The sequence below is a fragment of the Acidianus sp. HS-5 genome (genome assembly GCF_021655615.1).
Lineage (GTDB): Archaea > Thermoproteota > Thermoprotei_A > Sulfolobales > Sulfolobaceae > Acidianus.
The window spans coordinates 1,192,815-1,212,997 of the sequence record NZ_AP025245.1 but is presented as its reverse complement, the minus strand read 5'-3'; the positions used below and the strand labels follow the sequence as shown (position 1 = coordinate 1,212,997).

Annotated in this window: 20 protein-coding genes; 10 read left to right on the top strand and 10 right to left on the bottom strand. The window is 33.3% G+C overall.

Annotated elements, in window-relative coordinates; translation table 11 throughout:
- Positions 1 to 84: 84 nt before the first annotated feature.
- The gene (locus tag HS5_RS06595; protein WP_236753372.1) at positions 85 to 405 is read right to left on the bottom strand and encodes a hypothetical protein; all 321 of its coding nucleotides are present in this window, start codon (positions 403 to 405) and stop codon (positions 85 to 87) included.
- A gap of 29 nt (positions 406 to 434) precedes the next feature.
- Positions 435 to 1,802, bottom strand: a complete 1,368-nt coding sequence (locus HS5_RS06590) for an MFS transporter (RefSeq protein WP_236753371.1) — start codon at positions 1,800 to 1,802, stop codon at positions 435 to 437.
- A gap of 93 nt (positions 1,803 to 1,895) precedes the next feature.
- On the opposite strand from HS5_RS06590, the gene HS5_RS06585 reads away from it, so the two are divergent.
- Both HS5_RS06585 and HS5_RS06580 read left to right on the top strand, forming a co-directional pair.
- A complete protein-coding gene (locus HS5_RS06585) occupies positions 1,896 to 2,480 on the top strand; it encodes a class I SAM-dependent methyltransferase (RefSeq protein WP_236753370.1) in 585 nt (194 codons plus the stop codon).
- Positions 2,481 to 2,541: 61 nt separating this feature from the next.
- The gene (locus tag HS5_RS06580) at positions 2,542 to 3,015 is read left to right on the top strand and encodes a DUF2299 domain-containing protein (RefSeq protein WP_236753369.1); all 474 of its coding nucleotides are present in this window, start codon (positions 2,542 to 2,544) and stop codon (positions 3,013 to 3,015) included.
- On the opposite strand, the gene HS5_RS06575 is transcribed toward HS5_RS06580, so the two are convergent.
- Positions 3,012 to 3,608, bottom strand: coding sequence for a 2-keto-4-pentenoate hydratase (locus tag HS5_RS06575; RefSeq protein ID WP_236753368.1), 597 nt, complete (start codon positions 3,606 to 3,608; stop codon positions 3,012 to 3,014). The two genes, HS5_RS06580 and HS5_RS06575, sit on opposite strands and share 4 nt — an antisense overlap.
- A 38-nt stretch (positions 3,609 to 3,646) precedes the next feature.
- On the opposite strand from HS5_RS06575, the gene HS5_RS06570 reads away from it, so the two are divergent.
- The 3 genes from HS5_RS06570 (at position 3,647) to HS5_RS06560 (ending at position 7,281) form a co-directional block, all read left to right on the top strand.
- A complete protein-coding gene (locus HS5_RS06570) occupies positions 3,647 to 5,377 on the top strand; it encodes a molybdopterin-dependent oxidoreductase (protein ID WP_236753367.1) in 1,731 nt (576 codons plus the stop codon).
- 640 nt (positions 5,378 to 6,017) lie between these two features.
- On the top strand, positions 6,018 to 6,266 hold the full coding sequence (locus tag HS5_RS06565) for a hypothetical protein (RefSeq protein ID WP_236753366.1): 249 nt from the start codon (positions 6,018 to 6,020) through the stop codon (positions 6,264 to 6,266).
- A gap of 91 nt (positions 6,267 to 6,357) precedes the next feature.
- Positions 6,358 to 7,281: a metallophosphoesterase gene (locus HS5_RS06560; protein ID WP_236753365.1), complete on the top strand. Its 924-nt coding sequence runs from the start codon at positions 6,358 to 6,360 to the stop codon at positions 7,279 to 7,281.
- Here HS5_RS06560 and HS5_RS06555 read toward each other — a convergent pair whose 3' ends face one another.
- From HS5_RS06555 to HS5_RS06545, 3 genes are all read right to left on the bottom strand, one after another.
- Entirely contained in the window at positions 7,282 to 7,662 is a 381-nt protein-coding gene (locus HS5_RS06555; protein ID WP_236753364.1) for a DUF1634 domain-containing protein, read from the bottom strand.
- Entirely contained in the window at positions 7,662 to 8,519 is an 858-nt protein-coding gene (locus HS5_RS06550) for a sulfite exporter TauE/SafE family protein (protein ID WP_236753484.1), read from the bottom strand. The genes HS5_RS06555 and HS5_RS06550 overlap by 1 nt, the downstream gene beginning before the upstream one ends.
- An 86-nt stretch (positions 8,520 to 8,605) precedes the next feature.
- Positions 8,606 to 9,595 (bottom strand): FAD-dependent oxidoreductase, encoded by a 990-nt coding sequence (locus HS5_RS06545; protein ID WP_236753363.1) that lies wholly within the window; start codon positions 9,593 to 9,595, stop codon positions 8,606 to 8,608.
- A gap of 126 nt (positions 9,596 to 9,721) precedes the next feature.
- Between HS5_RS06545 and HS5_RS06540 the strand changes: the two genes are divergently transcribed.
- The gene (locus HS5_RS06540) at positions 9,722 to 10,954 is read left to right on the top strand and encodes a glycosyltransferase (RefSeq protein ID WP_236753362.1); all 1,233 of its coding nucleotides are present in this window, start codon (positions 9,722 to 9,724) and stop codon (positions 10,952 to 10,954) included.
- Here HS5_RS06540 and HS5_RS06535 read toward each other — a convergent pair.
- Positions 10,951 to 12,000 (bottom strand): glycosyltransferase family 4 protein, encoded by a 1,050-nt coding sequence (locus HS5_RS06535; RefSeq protein WP_236753361.1) that lies wholly within the window; start codon positions 11,998 to 12,000, stop codon positions 10,951 to 10,953. The genes HS5_RS06540 and HS5_RS06535 overlap by 4 nt on opposite strands.
- A gap of 48 nt (positions 12,001 to 12,048) precedes the next feature.
- On the opposite strand from HS5_RS06535, the gene HS5_RS06530 reads away from it, so the two are divergent.
- Positions 12,049 to 13,029 (top strand): glycosyltransferase family A protein, encoded by a 981-nt coding sequence (locus HS5_RS06530; protein ID WP_236753360.1) that lies wholly within the window; start codon positions 12,049 to 12,051, stop codon positions 13,027 to 13,029.
- A gap of 20 nt (positions 13,030 to 13,049) precedes the next feature.
- Positions 13,050 to 13,964, top strand: coding sequence for a glycosyltransferase family A protein (locus tag HS5_RS06525; RefSeq protein ID WP_236753359.1), 915 nt, complete (start codon positions 13,050 to 13,052; stop codon positions 13,962 to 13,964).
- On the opposite strand, the gene HS5_RS06520 is transcribed toward HS5_RS06525, so the two are convergent.
- Positions 13,957 to 14,199 (bottom strand): hypothetical protein, encoded by a 243-nt coding sequence (locus HS5_RS06520; protein ID WP_236753358.1) that lies wholly within the window; start codon positions 14,197 to 14,199, stop codon positions 13,957 to 13,959. The two genes, HS5_RS06525 and HS5_RS06520, sit on opposite strands and share 8 nt — an antisense overlap.
- A 33-nt stretch (positions 14,200 to 14,232) precedes the next feature.
- Between HS5_RS06520 and HS5_RS06515 the strand changes: the two genes are divergently transcribed.
- Complete coding sequence (locus HS5_RS06515; RefSeq protein ID WP_236753357.1) at positions 14,233 to 16,455, top strand: DEAD/DEAH box helicase; 2,223 nt, start codon at positions 14,233 to 14,235, stop codon at positions 16,453 to 16,455.
- On the opposite strand, the gene HS5_RS06510 is transcribed toward HS5_RS06515, so the two are convergent.
- Positions 16,448 to 17,713 carry a glycosyltransferase gene (locus HS5_RS06510; protein ID WP_236753356.1) on the bottom strand — a complete coding sequence of 422 codons (1,266 nt, stop codon included), beginning with the start codon at positions 17,711 to 17,713 and terminating at the stop codon, positions 16,448 to 16,450. The genes HS5_RS06515 and HS5_RS06510 overlap by 8 nt on opposite strands.
- A gap of 96 nt (positions 17,714 to 17,809) precedes the next feature.
- Here HS5_RS06510 and HS5_RS06505 point away from each other — a divergent pair, with 96 nt between their 5' ends.
- Entirely contained in the window at positions 17,810 to 19,666 is a 1,857-nt protein-coding gene (locus HS5_RS06505; RefSeq protein ID WP_236753355.1) for a 4Fe-4S dicluster domain-containing protein, read from the top strand.
- Here the strand turns inward: HS5_RS06505 and HS5_RS06500 are convergent.
- Positions 19,640 to 20,176, bottom strand: coding sequence for a molybdenum cofactor biosynthesis protein B (locus HS5_RS06500; RefSeq protein WP_236753354.1), 537 nt, complete (start codon positions 20,174 to 20,176; stop codon positions 19,640 to 19,642). The two genes, HS5_RS06505 and HS5_RS06500, sit on opposite strands and share 27 nt — an antisense overlap.
- Positions 20,177 to 20,183 lie beyond the last annotated feature (7 nt).

Here is a 20,183-nt window from a genome sequence, read left to right as displayed (position 1 = left end):
AGAAACTGGAGCAACTCCCGAAATTGTTCTAACTGGTTTTTTAAGCACAAAGAAAAAGTTTGTATTCTACATAAAATATCTTATTCAATAGTAATAGAAGGCTTTCCTTTTCTTCTCTTTCTTACTACTTGTTGTTTTGTTTAACATCTGTGTTGAATTCTTTAGTAGTTCATACTCCTTTATCCTTGCTAAAGCCTCTTCAGGTTCAGTTACTCCTTTCAGCATCTCTGCAAGACCGTTTTCACCCAGGTAATTCAGCCAGGATACTATGTGACCCTCTTTCAAGTGGTATTGAAGTGCGGCAGGATCCTCTTTAGACAGCTTTTCTACCTCTTTTTCTAGTTCTTTTACATTATACGCAACTCCTATTACTTTATCATACGATTTGAAATAGAAGGGCTCCATTGTATTATTTCTTTTATCTTACGAATTTTTTAAGTCTTTGGGCTAGTTGTCACTTTTTCTACTACTTCCAATTCTTTCTTTTTTGTCTCAGGAATGAGAAGCAAAGTAATTATACTAGAAATTAGTGCAATCAAGGAATATATTCCTATCATAGTTGCTAATCCGTATTTTGAAAGCAATAATGGAAAAGCAGTAGAAACTAGTGCTGCTGAGAATCTATCGACGCTAACACTTATTGCTTGACTAGTGCCCCTTATTTTTGTAGGAACTATCTCTGGAGTAACCATAGCTGAACCTATTATTGACGCAGGACCCATTGCCGAAAATAGATAGTTTAGAAGGTAGAAAGTGAAACCTAGCAATGCTGCTTCTCCAACTAACGATTTGGCAGCGCATAACGGATTTGGAGGAACACTTATATGTAAACCGAAAACTGAAGGATTATAAAGCAGTAGGAAATACATCATTAGCCAGAAGGATACTCCCGCATAGCCTATTATTATTAAAGGCTTTCTACCTACCTTATCTACTGTACTCATACATATAAGCTGTCCTGGAATTCCTGCGGCTAATTGTGCAATATAAGTGAATTCTATTGCAGAAATTCCAAGATTTCCTGCTATAACTATAGGCCCATAAACAGAGAAAGTTGAGGAATACATATCGTAAAGCATCCATAAAATTGATGCCGCAATTATGACTAAAGTAGACGATTTCAGCCTTTTAATGAATGGAGTATTATCTTTAGCTATTGTAAGTTTCTTTCCTAACTCTTTTTCTATTCCTTTAATATCTCTTTCTAAAGGTTTTACTCTACTTACAAATAATACGGTTTCATATATCCTCCTCCTCAACAAAATAACGGAGAAGGCAGGAATTGCTCCAAAGCCTAATAAAATCCTCCAAATGAGATATGAAGGTAAGTTCAAAAGGATTAACGTCTGTTCTACAAGCGCAGCAGCTACTGCACCTAATCCCCACATGAAGGCAAAGGTTATAACCATGAGCTTGCCCCTACTTTCAGCCTTAGCGTTTTCGGCTACTATTATTGGAGAAAGAACGTAATCGGCTCCTATTCCCATACCTAGTATTAATCTTGATATAAACAACTCTAGAATATTTAGCGAAAATGCCTGCATAAGTGCACCTATGCTCATTAAGGCAGTATCTACTCCGTACATTATTTTTCTCCCCTGTCTGTCAGCTATTATTCCGAAGAGTAGTGCAGACAATGCCGCACCATAATACGAGGAAGCTATTATGAGACCTAAAGTAAGATTAACAAAATGAAAGGAGGACGAAATAAAGTAATATGCGAGAGAAATTGAATATAAATTATAGCCATCAGTGAATACTCCCATGCCAGAAACTAAGACATTTCTCCACTCCAGTTTCATAAAATAAGTATATACTCACTGTTTATAAATCTGAGTATTTAACAATTCATAGCACAAGACAGATATATTTCAATTCAAAAGAAATTTGTGAAAATGAAGGAGGACGAAATAAAACTAATGAACATGAATGCTTACGAGCACATAGTACATAGGAGGAAACCTATAGAAATTAGAGTAGATGATAGCCCTGCAGCTGATATAGGATGTGGATCAGGTCAAAATTGTAAATTATTAAAAGAATTTGGAATATGTCTCGATTTGGCAGAAAAGCAACTTAAGGAAGCTAAGAAGAGAGGTTGTGAAAATCTAATTCAAGCGGATATGGAATTTCTTCCATTTAGAAGTTCTTCCTTTGCACTTTTAATGTATATTGCTTCAATACATCAATTGCCTTCTCCAGCTAGAGCTTTAGCAGAAGCAAATAGAGTACTTAAAAAAAGAGGAAAGATTATTATTACCGTTTGGCTAAGGCAGATCAAGTTTTTATTTAGAAGAGAAGTTATTTTAAAATCAAATATAAACGGAAGAGAAATAATGAGATATTATAGGCTATACTGGCCTTGGGAGCTAAAAAAGATATGCGAGAGAAGTGGATTCATTACGTCAAATTATAAGATTTACAGAGCAAGGTCAGTAGTTCCTAATAATGCCTTCTATATTGGATATAAAAGCGATTGATTTGATCTTAGCTTAACTGCTTTTCATTAAAAATAATATTCGGATATTTCCTTATTCACCTATGGATAATGAAATCAAAAAATGGATTCAAGAATTAGGTCTAATGGTAAATATACCACCACAAGCTAAAGAACCTTTTCATGTGGTAATGTATCCACCGCAAGGCGGAGGACCCACGCTGGAAGTAGTGAGACCAGTGAATCAAAACCTCTATATAGTAATCATGGGGGTAGGAATTCACGAAATCCATCAGAACGCATTAAAAGAGATGAAAGAGGATGAAAGAAGGAAATTCCTAAACGAATTAAAATACGATCTATTGAAAATGGGTGTGGACATAATATTCATGCCAGTAGGACAAGAAATACCTAATGCAATACAAGTTTCGAGAGTTCTATTGCCAGATAATCTTACTGCTAATGAGTTCGTTAATGCAGTATACACAGTAAGGAACGCCGGTCTTTACATTATATTCAAATTCTCTGACACATTCGGTGCCCCACAAGGTAAGGGAGGAAATATTAGGTATATTTAAACCATTTTTACGCTTATTGTTTTCTTGCCTTCTACTCTTATTTTATCTCCCTTAGATATTTTATAAGGTCCAAGAAAAGCTCCTAACGCTATATAGCCTTCCATAAAGTCCTTAACAAGACTTTGCGGAGAATATGAGGGTGACCCAGTAGCTGTGTATTTATCATTTATGAATAATTTGAAAGAACCATAAGGTGGCTCAATTTCCTTGCCTACAAATAATCTCCCGGCAAAGGCGTCGTCTGCTATAACGTACTGTGTGGGCAAATCCCATGTTTTAAATCTTGTTGCTGGGATCTCTAGGCCTAAATATATTTTTGATATTTTGCTCCCTTTAACAAGGGCTATTAACTCTACTTCCAATTTATGAGTTTTAAACCAAAGCTCAACATCTTCATTTGTAGTTATCATTGTCTTAGTTAAAACTCCAATAATTCCTCCTTTTGCTATCTTATATCCTCCCAAGCCTTCATAATCTATAAGCATTTTAGAGAATTCTTCACCGACTTTTTTGCCTTCTTCTTCAGTAAGAGGAAAAGGATCTATTTCCTTTCTCTCCTTATATGCTTGAAAAAGTTGTTCAGCTTTTTCCATAAGGGAAAAAATAAAAAGTTACTTATAACATTATCTTCATGATTGCATGTACAAGAGACTGTTATGATACTTGTATATTCGATAATAAGTATAAGCCTTTGAGAATATTTCCGATTAATGGTTTTACTTGCTCCAGGGGCATAGCAGATTTAAAAAGAAACTTTATCAACAGAGTTTACTCTACATATTATGAAGGAAAGGAAATAACAATAGAAGAAGGAATAAAGATCTTAGCAAAGAAAATAATAGAAGTAAAACCAGAAGAAACACTTCACATTGACTACGATGGAAATCAAGGATTATTAACTTGGTATTACCCAGCAAGACTATGGAATTATTTAGGTTCTAGTTCCACAGATTATTCAATATGCAGTGCGGAAGGACATGAAGCAATTAAAGCCCATTATGGAAGTAGTTTTGGAGCTTTACCAGAAGACTTTGTTAAATTCTCAGCAGTAGTTTTCTGGGGAAGCGAGGCTTCAATTAGTTTTATTCATGGTTGGAGAATTCTCAAAGATAAGTATAAGGTAACAATCGACGTTAGGAAGAGTGAAACTGCTAAAAGAAGCGAAAAGTGCTACATAATAAAGCCTGGATCTGATGTCTACTTAGCTATAGGAATAATGAAGAAACTTTTAGAAAAAGGGAGGATACAAAATAAGGAATTGCAAGATAAGGTATCTCCTTTCAGTTACTCATTAATAGAGAATGTAACGTCCTTAAAAGAGAAGGAAATAGAAGAGCTTGCAGATTTTTATTTTGAAGAAAGACCTTTAACAGTAATAGGCTTTGCGCTAGGGAGGAGTTTAAACGGAGGATACGCTATAGGTCTAATTTCTCTTCTACCTGGACTCTTGAATATAGAAAACGGATTTTTCTACTCTAATAGCCAAGGCTGGGGAATAGATTTCGATTATCTTAGAGGAAGTCATCTGTATAAATCTAAAAAGATTGTAAACATGGGAGAAGTAGGAGAAAGGATAGACGAATTTAAATTAATCTTTGTCTGGAACTCCAATCCTTTGCATTCTTTACCGGGATCAGATAAAATTATGGAAGCTGTGGAAGAAGGAAAAGTTTTCTTAGTAGTGCACGATCCTTTCTGGTCTGAGACTGCAAAATTAGCGAACTTAGTTTTCCCAGGTTTAACTTTCCTTGAGAAAGAGGATGTGGTGTATAGTTATTGGCATAATTACCTGATTTATAATGAGCCGATAATAGCCAACCCTAAAGGAATTAGTGAAGTAAACTTAATGCATAAGATTGCTAAAGAATTGCAGATTTCTAACGACTTAATTTTTGAAGATCCTTGGAACGCAATAGAATTCTCATTGAGGAATACTGGAATCAAGATAGATGAGCTAAAAAAGAATAAAATTGTTAAAGTTTCGCCTAAACCCGCAAGGAAGTTCTCCATAGATCCTTTTCCTAAACTTGAAGATTTAGAATTTCCTCAAGGGGAGTTTTTAGTTTATTCTGCTCATCCAAATTATACTAATAGTCAGTTTAAGGAAATCTATGGCAAGAGAAAACCTATCGTCTTTAATTCAAAATTTGAAGGTGAAGGGTTCTTACATACCGAAAGAGGACGCGTAAAAGTTATCTTTAAAAAATCGGACGATATAAACTCAAATACATTTTTCTTATTTAAGTCATCTCTTTTTGATTTAGAAGGGAAACCAATAAATTCCATAATAAAGGGAAATAAGGGCAAATTTGGAGGAACTCCATTGTTAAATATTAAAGTTCAGGCAGAGCTTATCAAGTAATTTATAATAGCCGAAAGCCTCTCCTTTGGCAGTGACCTAAAATCTGATTAGTAAAAATAATTCCCATCGTCTAATAACAGCGCATAAAATTTAATACGATTGGATAATATATTTTATGAAAATTATTAGAAATTTCTAAGCACGTATGAGATCTTTTATATTTCCACAATATTACCTCAGGAATATCATCACGATATTAGAAAATAATACGATACAAATAATAGAAACATGTTTTATTTATGTCAACTATTTGATACAATATTCCTAATACTCTTTACTATGAATATCATGAAGTATATTTTTTATATTTATGAAGAAAAAAAGACACTTAGTGCTGGATTTATAATTGCAAAATGATTTTGGGTCTACCGTTTAGGGTGATGAGAAGTCAGATGTATAACTGATTATTTAACACGCTATACCCAGTCTTTACACTAAAAGCTTAGACAAGTCAGTATTTATGGGCATATTACTGAAGGAATGATTGCTGAAATACTTACGTTCCATCTGATTGGAAAATATTTAGAAAGAAATGATGAAAGGGAAACTAGTTTCAGAGCTCTACTGTTAAGGGGAAGCAGTTATATAGCAATAAGAATATCTATAATCTTACTATCATCATTCACAGAATTGCTTAGGAATGCTATTTTATCCATTGGCTGTAGGTGTAGCGTTTTCTGCATATTATTCATCAAATACGCTTATTTTTAAGGCTTTAGGCGAAAGAAGTCTTGGAGTATACAGCGCACTAGTTGGAATAGCACTCTTCTTACGATCGTTTACTTCTGGTTTCATTTCCACAAGATTTGGATTCATTACAGACTTTGAGATTGTCTGTATATTATTGTTTATATCAGTTACTATATTTAAAATTCTAGAAGAAGGATGATTTAAACTGTTTTATTCTATTCTATATAAAGTAAATATTTTTTAATTATAATGACAAAATTCTTAAATAGTAAATTATCAACCGACTTTTAATGGCTGGGGAAATTAAGTTAATGTTTGTCACTGACTTGCATGGATCAGAAATTGCTTATAGGAAAGCATTAAATGCAGCAAAAATGTATAACGTAGATTACTTAATAATAGGAGGAGATGTTACATCTAAGAATATAGCTTTTATAGAAAGGATTGATGATAAATACTATATTAATGGTAATGAAGTAGACATAAAAACCGTTTATGAAGAAGCTAAAAAATATGGATATTATGTTCACGTTGCTTGTAAAGAAGAGATAAGGAAAATTGAAGAAAGTAAAGAATACTATGAATCTGTAAAGAAGACTTTAGTAGAGAAACAAATAGATAATTGGATTAAAATAGCTGAAGAAAAATTAACAGGTAGTCATATAAAAATTTTCTGGAGTTACGGTAATGATGATCCACTATACCTCGATGAAATATTTTCCAAATATAATATAAGAGATGAGGGAATATTCGAACTAGAAGAAGGTAGAGCAAACTTCTTGTATTTAATATCTTATGGATATGTAAACCCTACGCCGTTTAAAAGTTATAGAGAAGAACTAGATTCTACCATATACATAAAAGGGGAAGACTATCTAAAGAAAATAGATGACCCGACTAGAGTAATATTAAACTTTCATGCGCCGCCATATAATACTAAGCTAGATATCGCAATAGTTAATGGTAAGAAGAGAGAGCATGTGGGTTCTAGAGGAGTCAGAGATTTGATTGAAAGATACAAACCGTTACTTGGATTACATGGCCATATAGTTGAATCTCCTGCGACAGATAAGATAAAAAATACTATTATAGTTAATCCAGGAAGTTTAGCACATGAAGGAACTTTAAAATACTCAGTAATAGTTATAGAAAGAAAACTTGAAGGCTTACTCATCAAATATAAAATAAAAGGAACTGCCATTTTATCGGGGTAGTCATCTTATGAGAGAAGGAAGTAGCAATATTGCAAAGAGTAAATTGAATACTACGATTATCGTTAGTACTATATATAATCTATTTTTCTCATGAGCGAAATACGCTAGAGCTAATGCAGTTCTAAGTACTGGTATTGAAACAAGCACAATTAAGCCTAAGTATATAAATGAAAGTCCGCTTATATTACTAAATCCTTTCACAATGTAATTAATGCTAGCAATTGAAGAATTTACATATGAAGTTCTTGAAAACAGTACAGACTCGGAGTAATTAGAAGCATGACCTTCAACTACTATTATAATTACTCCAAGAGCTACTAGAGCTATACTTAATATTACTCCTATCCTCATTATCATTCCAGTTACGTAATCTAGATCCATTAGTAGATCCCCAATCCCCTTAATATCATTTGTATACCTAGGAATGCTAATAAGATTGTAAATATTGTCCTTATTCTCTTATTCTTTAGTTTAACTAAAGTTTTAGTACCTATGAAAGCTCCTATTAATACACCTATGCTAGTAGCAGCTGCTATTAAAGGTTGTATGTATCCGAAAGCCCAATATATTCCACTACTTGTCGCAGCAGTTACTCCTATCATGAAATTACTTGTAGTTGTGGTAACCTTTATTGGTAAATTCATAACATAGTCCATTCCTATTACTTTCAGCGCTCCGCTTCCTATTCCGAGTAATCCTGAAACATAACCTGCTACAAACATTACTAATGCCCCTTGAATCCACCTAACACCCAAATAATCAACTTTCTTTTGTAAAGCCATATCGTAATATTCGCCTTGCATTTGGAAGAACTTAGTAGTCCAATCTGGATCAGAATTCTTGGGTACCTCAAATTTCCCTCTCTTAATCGTAGGATATACAGAACCTAAGAGAACTATTCCAAATACTACGTAAATTATTGGTTCTAGATGGTGAGAATAAATATATGTTACAGTTAAAGATCCTGCTATAGCACCTGAAGTTGTTGCTACTTGCAAAGATGTACCTATTTTTAAATTAATTATCTTATCTTTTAAGTAAGCGCTAGCTGCACCGCTAGATGTAGCAATTGTAGAAATTAAACTAGCCCCAGTAGCATATTCTATTGGGATTCCATCGTATAAAGTTAATATAGGAACTAAAATTGTACCTCCACCTAACCCTGTTAATGAGCCTAAGTATCCTGCTATAAGTGAAGATAAAAGTACTGATAAAAAAAGCGGTATTCCAGTTAGCATTGTACTCACTACGTGAATATTTGCTACATTTTTTATAAAGTCACCTATATCTTAGATAAGAAAATTGATTTATTTTTATTTAAAATTCATAATCTAAACGATACTACAGCCTTCTTCTTCTCTGCCTTCCAATCTACATTTACTGGCGGTAAACCTTGCTTGTTTCTCAAGTAATTATACGCTGACAATGCAGCTTTAACTCCGTCTGCAGCAGCAACGACTGCCTGTTTATAAGGCACTTGAGTTATATCCCCTGCCGCAAAGACTCCTTCCATCGAAGTTCTTGCTAAATCATCGACCACAATTTCTCCTTTATCATTCAAATTAATCAGTCCCTTTAAGAATTCAGTGTTTAACACATACCCCATCTCTATTATTACTCCTTCTACTTGCAATTCCTTAGCTTCCTTAGTCTTTAGATTTTCTATAACTATTCCTTGAACTTTAGAATTACCTTTAATCTCGAGTACTCTATACCCTAAGAAAAGCTGAATACTCTTATTGGATAAGACAGAGTTGACTAAATCTGGTTCTCCTGCAAGCTGAGAACTTCTTGAAATATAATATGTTGGTCTAGCATATTTACCTAAGAGTTCTACTGCATCTAAGCCTGGATCTCCTTCTCCAACTACTGCAGCTGGAACGTCCTTGAAAAATGCGGCATCACAAATAGCACAGTAAGATACTCCTTTACCTTTTAGTTCATTTTCTCCATTGACCTTTAACTCTCTAGGAGATTTCCCGAAGGCTAAAATTACAGTCCTTGCTTTATATTCTCCCTTTAAGCCTTTCAGAATAAATATATCTCCTTCTTTCCTTAATCCGTTTATTTCCTCACCGTAAATGAACTTTGCACCAAATTTCTTAGCTTGCGCCTCAACTTTTGAGGCTAAACCTAGACCAGTATCAGCACTTACTACAGGATAATTTTCTACTAACTGAGTTAAGTTAAGCTGCCCTCCTAAATCCTTTGAAACTACCAAAGTCGACATCCTTTGCCTTGCAGTATATAACGCTGCACTTAATCCGGCAATTCCTGCACCTACAATTACTACATCATGAATATCTTCTTGCATAGTATATAAAGTAGATTTAGTAGTAAAAAAATTAATGTATTTAGTCAGTTTAGACATAATTTGTATTTTTATTACTTAAGAAGATAAAAGCACATTTTAAATCCTAAATAAACAAGTAGTCTACGAATGAAGTTAGGAATAGTTTACAATAACTTCCTTGCACCTAAATTTGCAGGAGGAGGAGCTATACATTCTTATGAAGTAGTCAAGAGACTTTCCAAATTTTTCAATGTAGTATATTATCCTTCTAGTCCTGTATTTTCTTGGAATAGAGAAATAGTGCTGCAAAGAGCCAAGGAAATTGAAAGAGAAGGAATAAAAGTCTCACCCGAATTTTATTCAATTTTAGATGATCAAGAGAAGTTTAAAGTAAGAGGTATCAAAAAATTCCTCCTCTCAGATAAGATTGCAAGAGAGGTTTCTAAAAGGTATACTGTTGATGTAGACTTCTTATATGAGCCCGATCATACTTCTTTTGATATATTTTATTTAGGAAAATCAACTAAGTTCGGGTTGACATTGCACGAACCTTTATTTTATAATAATTCTTTAAGATACTTAAGGAGACTAATTAAGTTCTATAAATTTAATCCTTATACTGGAAAAGGATTTTATACAAGATTTTTATATAATGAATTGTATTCCAAGCCAAAATATAAAAGGATACTCAAAAAATATAAGCCAACCTTCATAGCCGCTGTGAGTAAAGGATCGCTAGAAGAGAGCGGACTTGAAGGGGAAGTACTTTTTCCTGGAAATGCATTTGATAGCGAGCTCTTAAAGCTTAGGAACGGAGGAAAGGAAGATTACATAGTTTTCTGGAGCAGATTAAACCAAGATAAGGGTATACACGAGATTCCAGACATTATAAAGAGAATACAGAGCAAATTATCTAAGAAAGTTAAGTTAATACTCATGGGAAGATTTTTTGATAAATACAATGAGAGGTTATTCTGGAATAAAGTGAAGAAATATGGTTTAAATGTTGAATATTTGGGCTTCGTATCTAAGGAAAGACTATATGACACTGTATCCAAAGCAAAGCTCCTTATTTATCCGACTCACGTGGATGGGTTCTCTTTGGTAGTTCTAGAAGCGCTAGCAGTAGGAACTCCTGTAGTTGCTTACGGAATTCCAGCTATAAGGAGCGTATATAGCGGCCTTAGCGCAGTTAAGATAGTTAAAGAGTTTGACCAAGAAGACATGAGTAGAAAAGCTTGTGAGATCCTTTCTTCAACTGAAGAAGATATTGAGGAAATTACAAACGAACCAAAGCTTTTGGATTTCCTTAAGCTTCATTCCAGCTGGGATAATGTAGCCAACGCTATTAAAAACATTATTGTAAAATATTCTATTTAACTATTCTTCTCCTCGTTATACACACTTACAACGTATTCCCAGAATTCTTCTTTGAACCTGTTTTTAGAAAATTTAGAAGCAATCTCCTTCATTTCATAGCTTTTGTAAGAATGTTTAACGTAAGCTTCCTTAATTTTACTTTCAGCTTCCTCTAAAGTGGAGTAGGCAAACTCTGGGACTATTTCTGCTGCTCCGCTTTCAATAGGAACTACAGGAATTAAGCCAGCGGCCATAGATTCTACTACTGGTATTCCAAAGTGCTCTCCTTGTGTTGGATGAAAATAGCAGCATGCCTCTTTCATAGTCTGTATTAACTGTTCTCTACTAGCGTTTAAAATAAAGGTAACATCAGCATTAAGCTTTGATTTCAGCGATAATAACTCTTTATAATATTTTTCGTCACTTAGATATCCTACTATAACAGCAGGTAGGCCTACTCTATAAGATAATTGGATAGTCCTCTCAAGGAACTTTCCTCTCTCTATCCTTGCAATAGTTAGAATGTACTTACCTCCTTCATGAAATGCTTTAAAATACTCTTCAACATCAACTGGAGGATAAATAACTTTAGCTTCTATTCCATATAATTTTTTCCAAGTATTAGCAGAATAAAAGGAGTTTGCAACAAATTTAGCTTTTTTCGATTCATTTTTTAAAAACTTTAGAGAAACCTTAAAGGGAAATCGGTATAATCTCCAGAATAAAGACTTAGAATATTTGCTTACTTCAAATGGTGATGCTCCACCATAAATTATATGAATTCCCCTACTAGATAAAGGAATCGGAATTCCCGTAAAATTTAGATAAATATCAGTTTCTATTTTTCTCGCAGAAAGCCAGACTAATAACCTTTGATATCTGTCTAATCTAGAGAAGTTAAAAGGTATATAATATTTTACTGGAATATCCTGATTTTCTTTAGGTTTAGAGAAAGTCGAGACTACAAAGTCTACTCTCTTCTCCTTTAACATTTCTATTGATGAAAATACTACAGAACCTTCACCACTCTTATTACTTAAGTTGTGAGCCACTATAGTTACTTTCATTATATGAAGAATACTTACTTTTTTAATAACATTATCTTACTTGTTATGATGAATAATTACATTTCTGTAATTACTATTGCTCATGACAGGAAAAAATATATAATTGATGCTATTAATTCTGTATTAAAGCAGAACCTGGATAAAGACCTTTACGAAATAATAGTTGTTAAGAATTTCAAAGATGATAAAATCGATAAATTTCTAGAAGATAATGGAATATCTAAGAATTTCATAACAGAAGAGAAAGGAGTAGGCAAAAAAGCCGCTATTGGTGTAGATAACTCTTCTGGTGACGTTATTTGCTTCCTAGATGACGACGACATGTTCAGAGAAAATAAGCTAAGCACTGTGATCAACGCGTTTTCAAGGATCAGTGGATTAGTATATTATCATAATAACCAAATAAAAATAGATGAAGATGGCAAAATATTAGATAATCCCCAATCTAGTAAAAATGAAATAATCTCACAAATATCCGAAAAATCGATCGCGTTCGTATTTAGAAATTTTGGTGAATTCAATTCCAGTTCTATATGTCTAAATAGAGAAGTACTTGATACAAAAATGCTCAGAAAACTAGATAGAGCTGTGGATTATTTTTACCTTCTTTCAGCCTTAAAAAGTAGTGGAAAACTAATGTTAGATTTTACTCCACTAACTTATTATAGAGTACATAAGAGTGCAATGCATTTTATATCAAATTCCTTCAAGGAAATTATAGAGTCAGCCTGTAGGTATTATTATGAACAGAGTAAAGCTAAGGAGATTATTCACGAATATTTTAAAGATAACAGTTTGCTTGAAAAAATTACTAAGGCAGACTTTTACACTTTTAATGCGATATCCTCCATATTATGTGGCAAATCGAAATTTTTACCTATTAAATATTCTATTAAAGTACTAGATAATCCAATTTACTTTCCATCATTTAGAGCAAAATTATTTTTAGCATCCATATTAAATTTGATATCTAACAACTTGGCAAAAGAAATTTATGCTAGAATGTATCTAAGAAGATTTTATAGTTAGTGAAGATAAAAGTAACAAAATTGATCTCAGTAATCATTACTGCATATAACCGGAAAGAATATGTAATGAATGCGATAAAATCGATTAAAAATGCTGATGAAATAATTGTAGTTAAGAATTTTAAAGACGATACAATAGATAACCAATTAGTAAATGAGCATAAAACTAAGGAAATCTTCTGTACAAATAATAATGCAGGCTATTTTATGGCAGAGGGTATCTCTAACTCTTCTGGTGACGTTATTTGCTTCCTAGATGACGACGACATGTTCACAGAAAATAAGCTAACAACAGTTTCTCAAATATTTTCCAGCAACGATATTATCTTCTCATACAACTCAAGGTATATCATAAACGAGAAAGGAGATAAAGTGAACGAAGAAATCCTTGCTGATAAAACTATAGACAGCAAAAATGTAAGGTACTTATTTAGAAATAGAGTATACTTTAACAGTAGTTCTATGTGCATACGAAGAAAAGTTTTAGAAAAATATCTAGAAAGTTTATATAAAATTAAGCGCCTTGTTGATAATTTCTTCCTTTTATCAGCAGTTTCAACACAAGGTAAAATTAGAATAACTTCCCAGAAATTAACATATTATAGATTTCATTCGAGCTCATCAAGGCATATAACTAGAAATCTTGAAGAATTTGTAAATAATAGGGTAAAATACTTTGATGATGCAATTCATGACAATGACATAATGATGGAAACTTTTGAAGGAAACGCCAAGTATGCCGCAGAATGTAGCAAAAAGATGGCAGAAATTCAAAAGTGCATCCTAGAAGGTAAAAGGTGTAAAAACTTCATACTATGCGATATTTACTCAGCAAAAACTTTAACATACACTAATTTGTCCTCCCTTGTATCATTATTTTTACCCAATTTACCAAGAAAAATTGAGTTCAATAGATATATACAGAATACTAATTGAAGAGAGTATTATGAGAATTACTCTTACCTACACCCCTATATTCCAGGGTAAGTTTAAAATATCCGTTAGGTAAATCTTCGCCATCAATTATTGAATATCCGTATTTATTTGCAATCTCTGGAGATCTTTCTAGCACATTCTCAGAAATAACTATTTCAAGATTTTTAACACCTAGATTTTCCTGTTCCTCTAAAAAATCCCTAAGATCGCCTATATTAGTTATTATCTCTGTCATGTTTTTTAGTTATGTCAACAATTATTTAAAAGTATGGAAGTACTTGACAAGCTTACTGAAGGATTAAAGCTTTTCTCTACGGAGATAGCTCACGTCCATACTGAAACAGCTTTAGAACCTGAACTAGGAAGTAAAGTTGATGATTTGAAAATAGATGAAAGACTAAAGGAATCTTTAAAAAGTATCGGGATAACGAGACTTTATAAGTTCCAAGAGAAAGCGCTCGATGAAATTGAAAAGAGAAAGAACGTGCTTATAATTTCTGGCACAGGGACGGGAAAAACTGAGGCGTTTCTCATACCAATTTTAGATTTTGCATCAAAAGGAGAAAAGAGCGTTATAGTTTATCCTACTAAGGCATTAGCAAGAGATCAGCTAAATAGGATTCTAAGACTAACAAAAAGCCTTCCAATAACTGTAGGAGTAATAGATGGAGACACGCCTAAAATTGAAAGGGACAGACTTTACGTGAACCCTCCAGATATATTAATAACTAACCCAGACATGATCCACGTCGGATTGCCCTTAAGCCCTAATTTCAGGAAATTGGTTAGATCTGCAGAGCACTTTGTATTTGATGAAATTCATATATACGAAGGAGTTCTCGGTTCTCATCTTAGAATGATAATTGATAGGCTGAAGGAATTTACTAACGATATTCATGTAATAGCATCAAGCGCTACAATTGGAGCTACACCTTATATGTTCCAGGAACTATTTGATGAGCCCGGAGAAATAATTGAAGGAACTAAACGAAGGAGAGGAATGGCAGTTCACGTTCTAGTTAATTCTAAAGGAATGAGCAGATGGACTTTAGCGTCATATTTAGCTGCACTATTAATAAGGAACGGTTTTAGGACACTAGTGTTTACCGACTCTCAGCAAATGGCAGAAGTTACTGCAAAAATTGCTGACAGATTTGGAGTTAACATGCAAGTTCATAGGGCCGGTATACTGCCTTCTGAAAGAATAAAAATCGAAGAAGACCTAAAAAGCGGTAAAATAATGGGAGTAGTAGCTACTCCTACTTTGGAGCTTGGTATTGACATTGGTGATCTTGACGCAGTAATTATGGCTGAAGATCCTCCGAGCTATTCAAAATACGTTCAAAGAGCTGGCAGAGCAGGAAGGCGTAATAAAATAGGCTATGTTATAACAATACTAGGAGATGATCCTATAGATTCTTATTTCCTGAGAAAGCCAGAGGAGTTTTTCAATAGGAAATTAACTCCATTGCCTTTTGATACCACAAACCTTGAAGTCATAAAAGTTCACACTGCAGCTTATCTCCTTGAAAAAGGAATGATAAAGCTTGATAATCTTCCGCCTCTTTGGATTAAGGCTTTAAAAGAATTGGAAAAAGAAGGTAAAGTTAAAATCATTAATGGTGTAGCCTACGCTATAAAGCAAACTAAAGTTTTTGTAGCAAACTCTTCTTTAAGGAGTAGCGGACCTATAGTAAAAATATTTAATGGAGAAAAGAAAATAGGAGAAAGGGAACTTCCGGTTGCACTTTACGATATTTATCCTGACGCTGTATATTTAGTCTCAAAGAGAACTTACATAGTTAAGGATGTAAACATAAATAACTTAATAGCAAGAGTTGAAAGAGCTGATAAGGATTTACCTTACTATACTAAGCCTCTATACGACGTGGATATGGTAAATTTTACAGAGATTGAAAGTAGGAAAGTTTACGGCTTACCGGTTAAATATGGCGAAGTAGAAGTTAGAGTTTCAGTACACGGATATGTAATTCATGAGCTCTATGCTAAGAAAGAGACTAAAGGAAATGAAATAGAATATGATACTCCTCTAGTTTATACATATAAAACTAAAGGACTAATTATAAAGCATCCGGTTCTTGAGGACTTTTCTTTAATAGACGGTATGGAGGCTTATCATGCAACAGAGCACGTATTAATTTCTGCAGGAAGAGTTGTTGCTGGTGCTTCACTTACTGATCTTTCTGGAATAAGTTATCCTAGTGGTCATGTAATCGTATACGATTCTACAGTAGGCGGTAGCGGAGTTGCTAAACTGCTTTATAATAGACTTGAGGATGCTTACGAAGTCGCACTAGATATAGTAGGTAAGTGCGACTGTGAAGACGGTTGTCCTAAGTGCGTTTACAGCCCATACTGCGGTAATAATAATAAAATGCTATCTAGAAGGAAGTCCTTTAGATTAATCTCAGAAGTAATTAAAGGTAAAGCTACCTCATGCGATAACATGTGGGGAGATAGTGTCAGCTAATTATCTTCTTCAATTCTTCTAGCTCGTTTAATGCAACTTTTTCCCAGCTTGAGTGTTCATCTAAAAATTCCAAAAGCTTTCTACCGTTTATTATTTTTTCATATTCTTCCTTAGACATTTCACAAATTTTTCTTACTTCTCGTATAAATTGTGTTAAATCACCTTCTTTAACTAGTTTAACTGCATTAAGATCCTTGTACACACTCCTTACTCCAGGAATTTCATATGCAACCACTGGAGTTCCCAAAGCTAGGGACTCTAAAATGACTAGGGAAAAGGAGTCTGAATGGGAAGGATAAACCAACACTCTAGCTTTGCTTACGATGTCTACTAATTTATCTTGAGGAACAAAGCCCAAATATTCTACGTTTTTAGGTTTATTTTTCATAAACAGATTTTCCACATTTTTATCTGAGAATTTTCCCATTACTATCAACTTCTTATTTTCATCCATTTTATTCCATATTTTTAAAACATCTAGAGCTCCTTTCGCTGGGCTTAATCTCGCATAAAAAACTGCATAGTCGTCTTTTCCTTTATCCCTAAAGTTAAGAAGTTTCTTATCAAAAGCGTTAGCAGGCCTTAGCACTTTAGTGCGTATTTTTCTCATAAATGGATATACTTCAGTTAATTGCTCGGAAACAGAAAAGGCAAATTTTACTTTTCCACTGTTAACTAATTTTATCCATTTTCTTCTCCTAGGATATGATCTTAGGAATGTTACAAATAATGCATACGCAATTCCGCTTAATCCCATAGAGCTATATGCATTATAAAAATGTGATAGATCTTCAGTTAAGGATCCTAGAAAATTTTCAATATGAATTAAGGCACCTATATTTCGATTATTTGATATTTTAGTCAAAAAATCTACCATTTGAGGAAATTCTTGTTGAGCATAGTAAACGTCGGCGTCGATTTTACCTATTATTTTCGCTATCTCTGCATTTAATTTATATTGAGTAGTATTACTATATATATCAAATCTCATTTTTGAAAGTTTTATTAGGACTTTTTTTATGGCTTTACTATTAATTACTTCATTAACTTTCTCGGGAATCTCTAAACCTAATGATTTTACTTCGTGATACATTTTCTTCCTAAATTCCTCATCTTCTGATGCCTTCCTCATATCTCCAAGGAGGGGTATGTATATTAGTTCATCAACGTATTTTCTCCAGAACTTGATAACTTCCCTATTTCTTTTAACTCCACCACTTCCTGCCTCAAGGAGGTATGAGTGTAAAAGAATCCTCATTAAATAGCTAACTTTACGTAGAAAATAAAAATTACCTCCTAAAGGTAAGGCACTTATAAAAGAAAAATTATTAGCATAGCTTTAGAATTACTTTTTATGGAATCACTAGAAAGCTTATTTTACTCATCAGTTACGTCTAAAAATATTGATAAATACATAAAAATTACTAGTGAAGATGATATTAAAAATTTGCCTAGTAATACTGATGCTAAATATGAGCATCTTAGAGGAAACGTCTCATCTAATGCAATTGCAGACTTATCTGAACTAAAGGGAATTCAAGATTTAGGAGACTCTATTAAAGTTCTTGCAGGAACTAAATGGAGGGAAACGATAAGATACTCTCCAGAACTTTGGAGCTTATTGGACTTCAGCGTAGGAGGAACAATTAGCCTTGGTGATGAAGGCTTTGGATATAATGAGTTTGGAGAGATTGTAAACAAACTTAGCGTGGAAGCTTATTTAAACGGAGAAAAATACGTTGGAAAATATAAAGGAGGAATAATTTATGCAGTATATATTAAAAAGGAAAATAAACCGCTGAAATTTAAGGGATATTCTGCCTCAGAAGACGTGATAGTAGCAAAAGTTAAATCCTTACTTTCGGAGAACGTTTTACCTTTTAGAGATATTTCAGTAATAAAAGATAATTCTGGAAGTAGACTAGTAGTTTCTTATACGCAGATAAGAGAAATTCTTGTAAAGAGATATATTGACGGTTTTTCGGATTTCTCGCCTTTTTACCCAGAGTTATCTAATTTTGGTAAATTTCTTTACATAGGTAAAACTGAACTGAGAAATATATCTTCTGACTTATTAAAAAATGCTAAGTACGCTTACCTTACTTTTAGAGGAAGCTCGGTTTATTATATTATATCCTCGGACACAGATCTGAAAATTTCTTCCGGTCAAGTTTACTCTTTTGATAAGTTTAGTGGTTGCGTTTTGTGCGGACGATGCGTAGAAGTTTGTCCCCATAGTTATCAGAGGGACTCATTAGTTTTCTCACCTCTAGGTTTCTTTACATTATCTTCAATAGGTAAGGAAACCGAAGTTAGTAATTGCCACCTGTGTGGAATTTGTGAAGATGTTTGCCCGGTTGATTTAAATATAGTAGACTCATTAAAGAAAAAATCCACTTTAAATGGTAAAACTCCAAATATACAGTTAAATTTACCATCTGAGAAGAGCATAGTTTTAACTGCTATTTCTGATCAACTGTTAGAAGATGCATTGAAAATTATGAAATACTTCTCATTAAGAGGCGTAAAATTAGGCATAATAACTCTTCCTGATCCATTAGATAAAATAGTTAAAGGTGAAATTAACACAGATAACGCTAAAAAACTTTTAGAAGTTGTTGATGAAGCTATCACGTTAACTCCGGAAGAAGCTAGATATTTAATTCCTTTAAAGTCTATAAAAATTCTTGATATAACTTTTGCGTATTCCATGCTAGAAAATAATATAAAATCATTAATGAAAGACAGAAAAGTTCATTATCCTTGCTTCTATTCTAACGGAAAATTTTACGGATGTTCATACGAAATGCTAAATCTTGCTAATAAGGAAGGATATAGTAATAACAAAATAGATGCAGAGATCACGCTATGTCCGTTAGCGGCTAAGAGACTTGGAATTAAGAGCTATATTGATTTATTAAACATAAATCTAGATACATCTGATATTGATAAGCTTCATAATGAATTTAATGAAATGCTTTCGACATTGGATAAAGTGTTAGTAGATGCAGAATGGTACAAGGAGATAGAACCCAGTCTTTATGATAAAATATTTATAGAATCGATAGACAAAATTATTCAAAGTAAAAATTATTTTGATATATTCTATTATTATTTAAATATGGATAAGCTCAGTTATAAGAATGAAAGTGTAAAACAATTAATAAAAAACGAAATAGAAAAATCACTTAGATCTAGCTATAAATACTAAATGAGGTACTTCAGGCAATACTAGCTTTTCCATCGCTAATTTTACAGCATCGGGAGAGCCCGGCAATGCATAAATTACTTTATCCTTTATTATTCCTGCAGTTGCTTTACTCAAATAAGCCGCAGACTTAACTTGTGGATCTTCATAACTTAAAAACCTAAAAACTTCACCAAAACCTTCAACCTCCCTATCGAATATCCCTCTTAAAGTTTCCACGGTAACGTCTGTCTTAGAATATCCAGTACCTCCGGTAGACACTATAACGTCAACTTCTGGGTTATCTAATGCATCTGTAAAAGCCCTCAATATTTTTACCTTATCGTCAGGAACCAGTAAGTAGCCAATAAGCTTATGACCTGAGGTAATTATTTCCTGCTTAATAATATCTCCGGATTCATCAACTATTGGCTCTTTATTCTGCATTTTTTCATATCTTGAAGTACTTATAGTTATTACGAAAAAGTTTAGAACTTTAGGGGCTAACTCCCTGTGCTTTTTATGTTCACACATATATAAT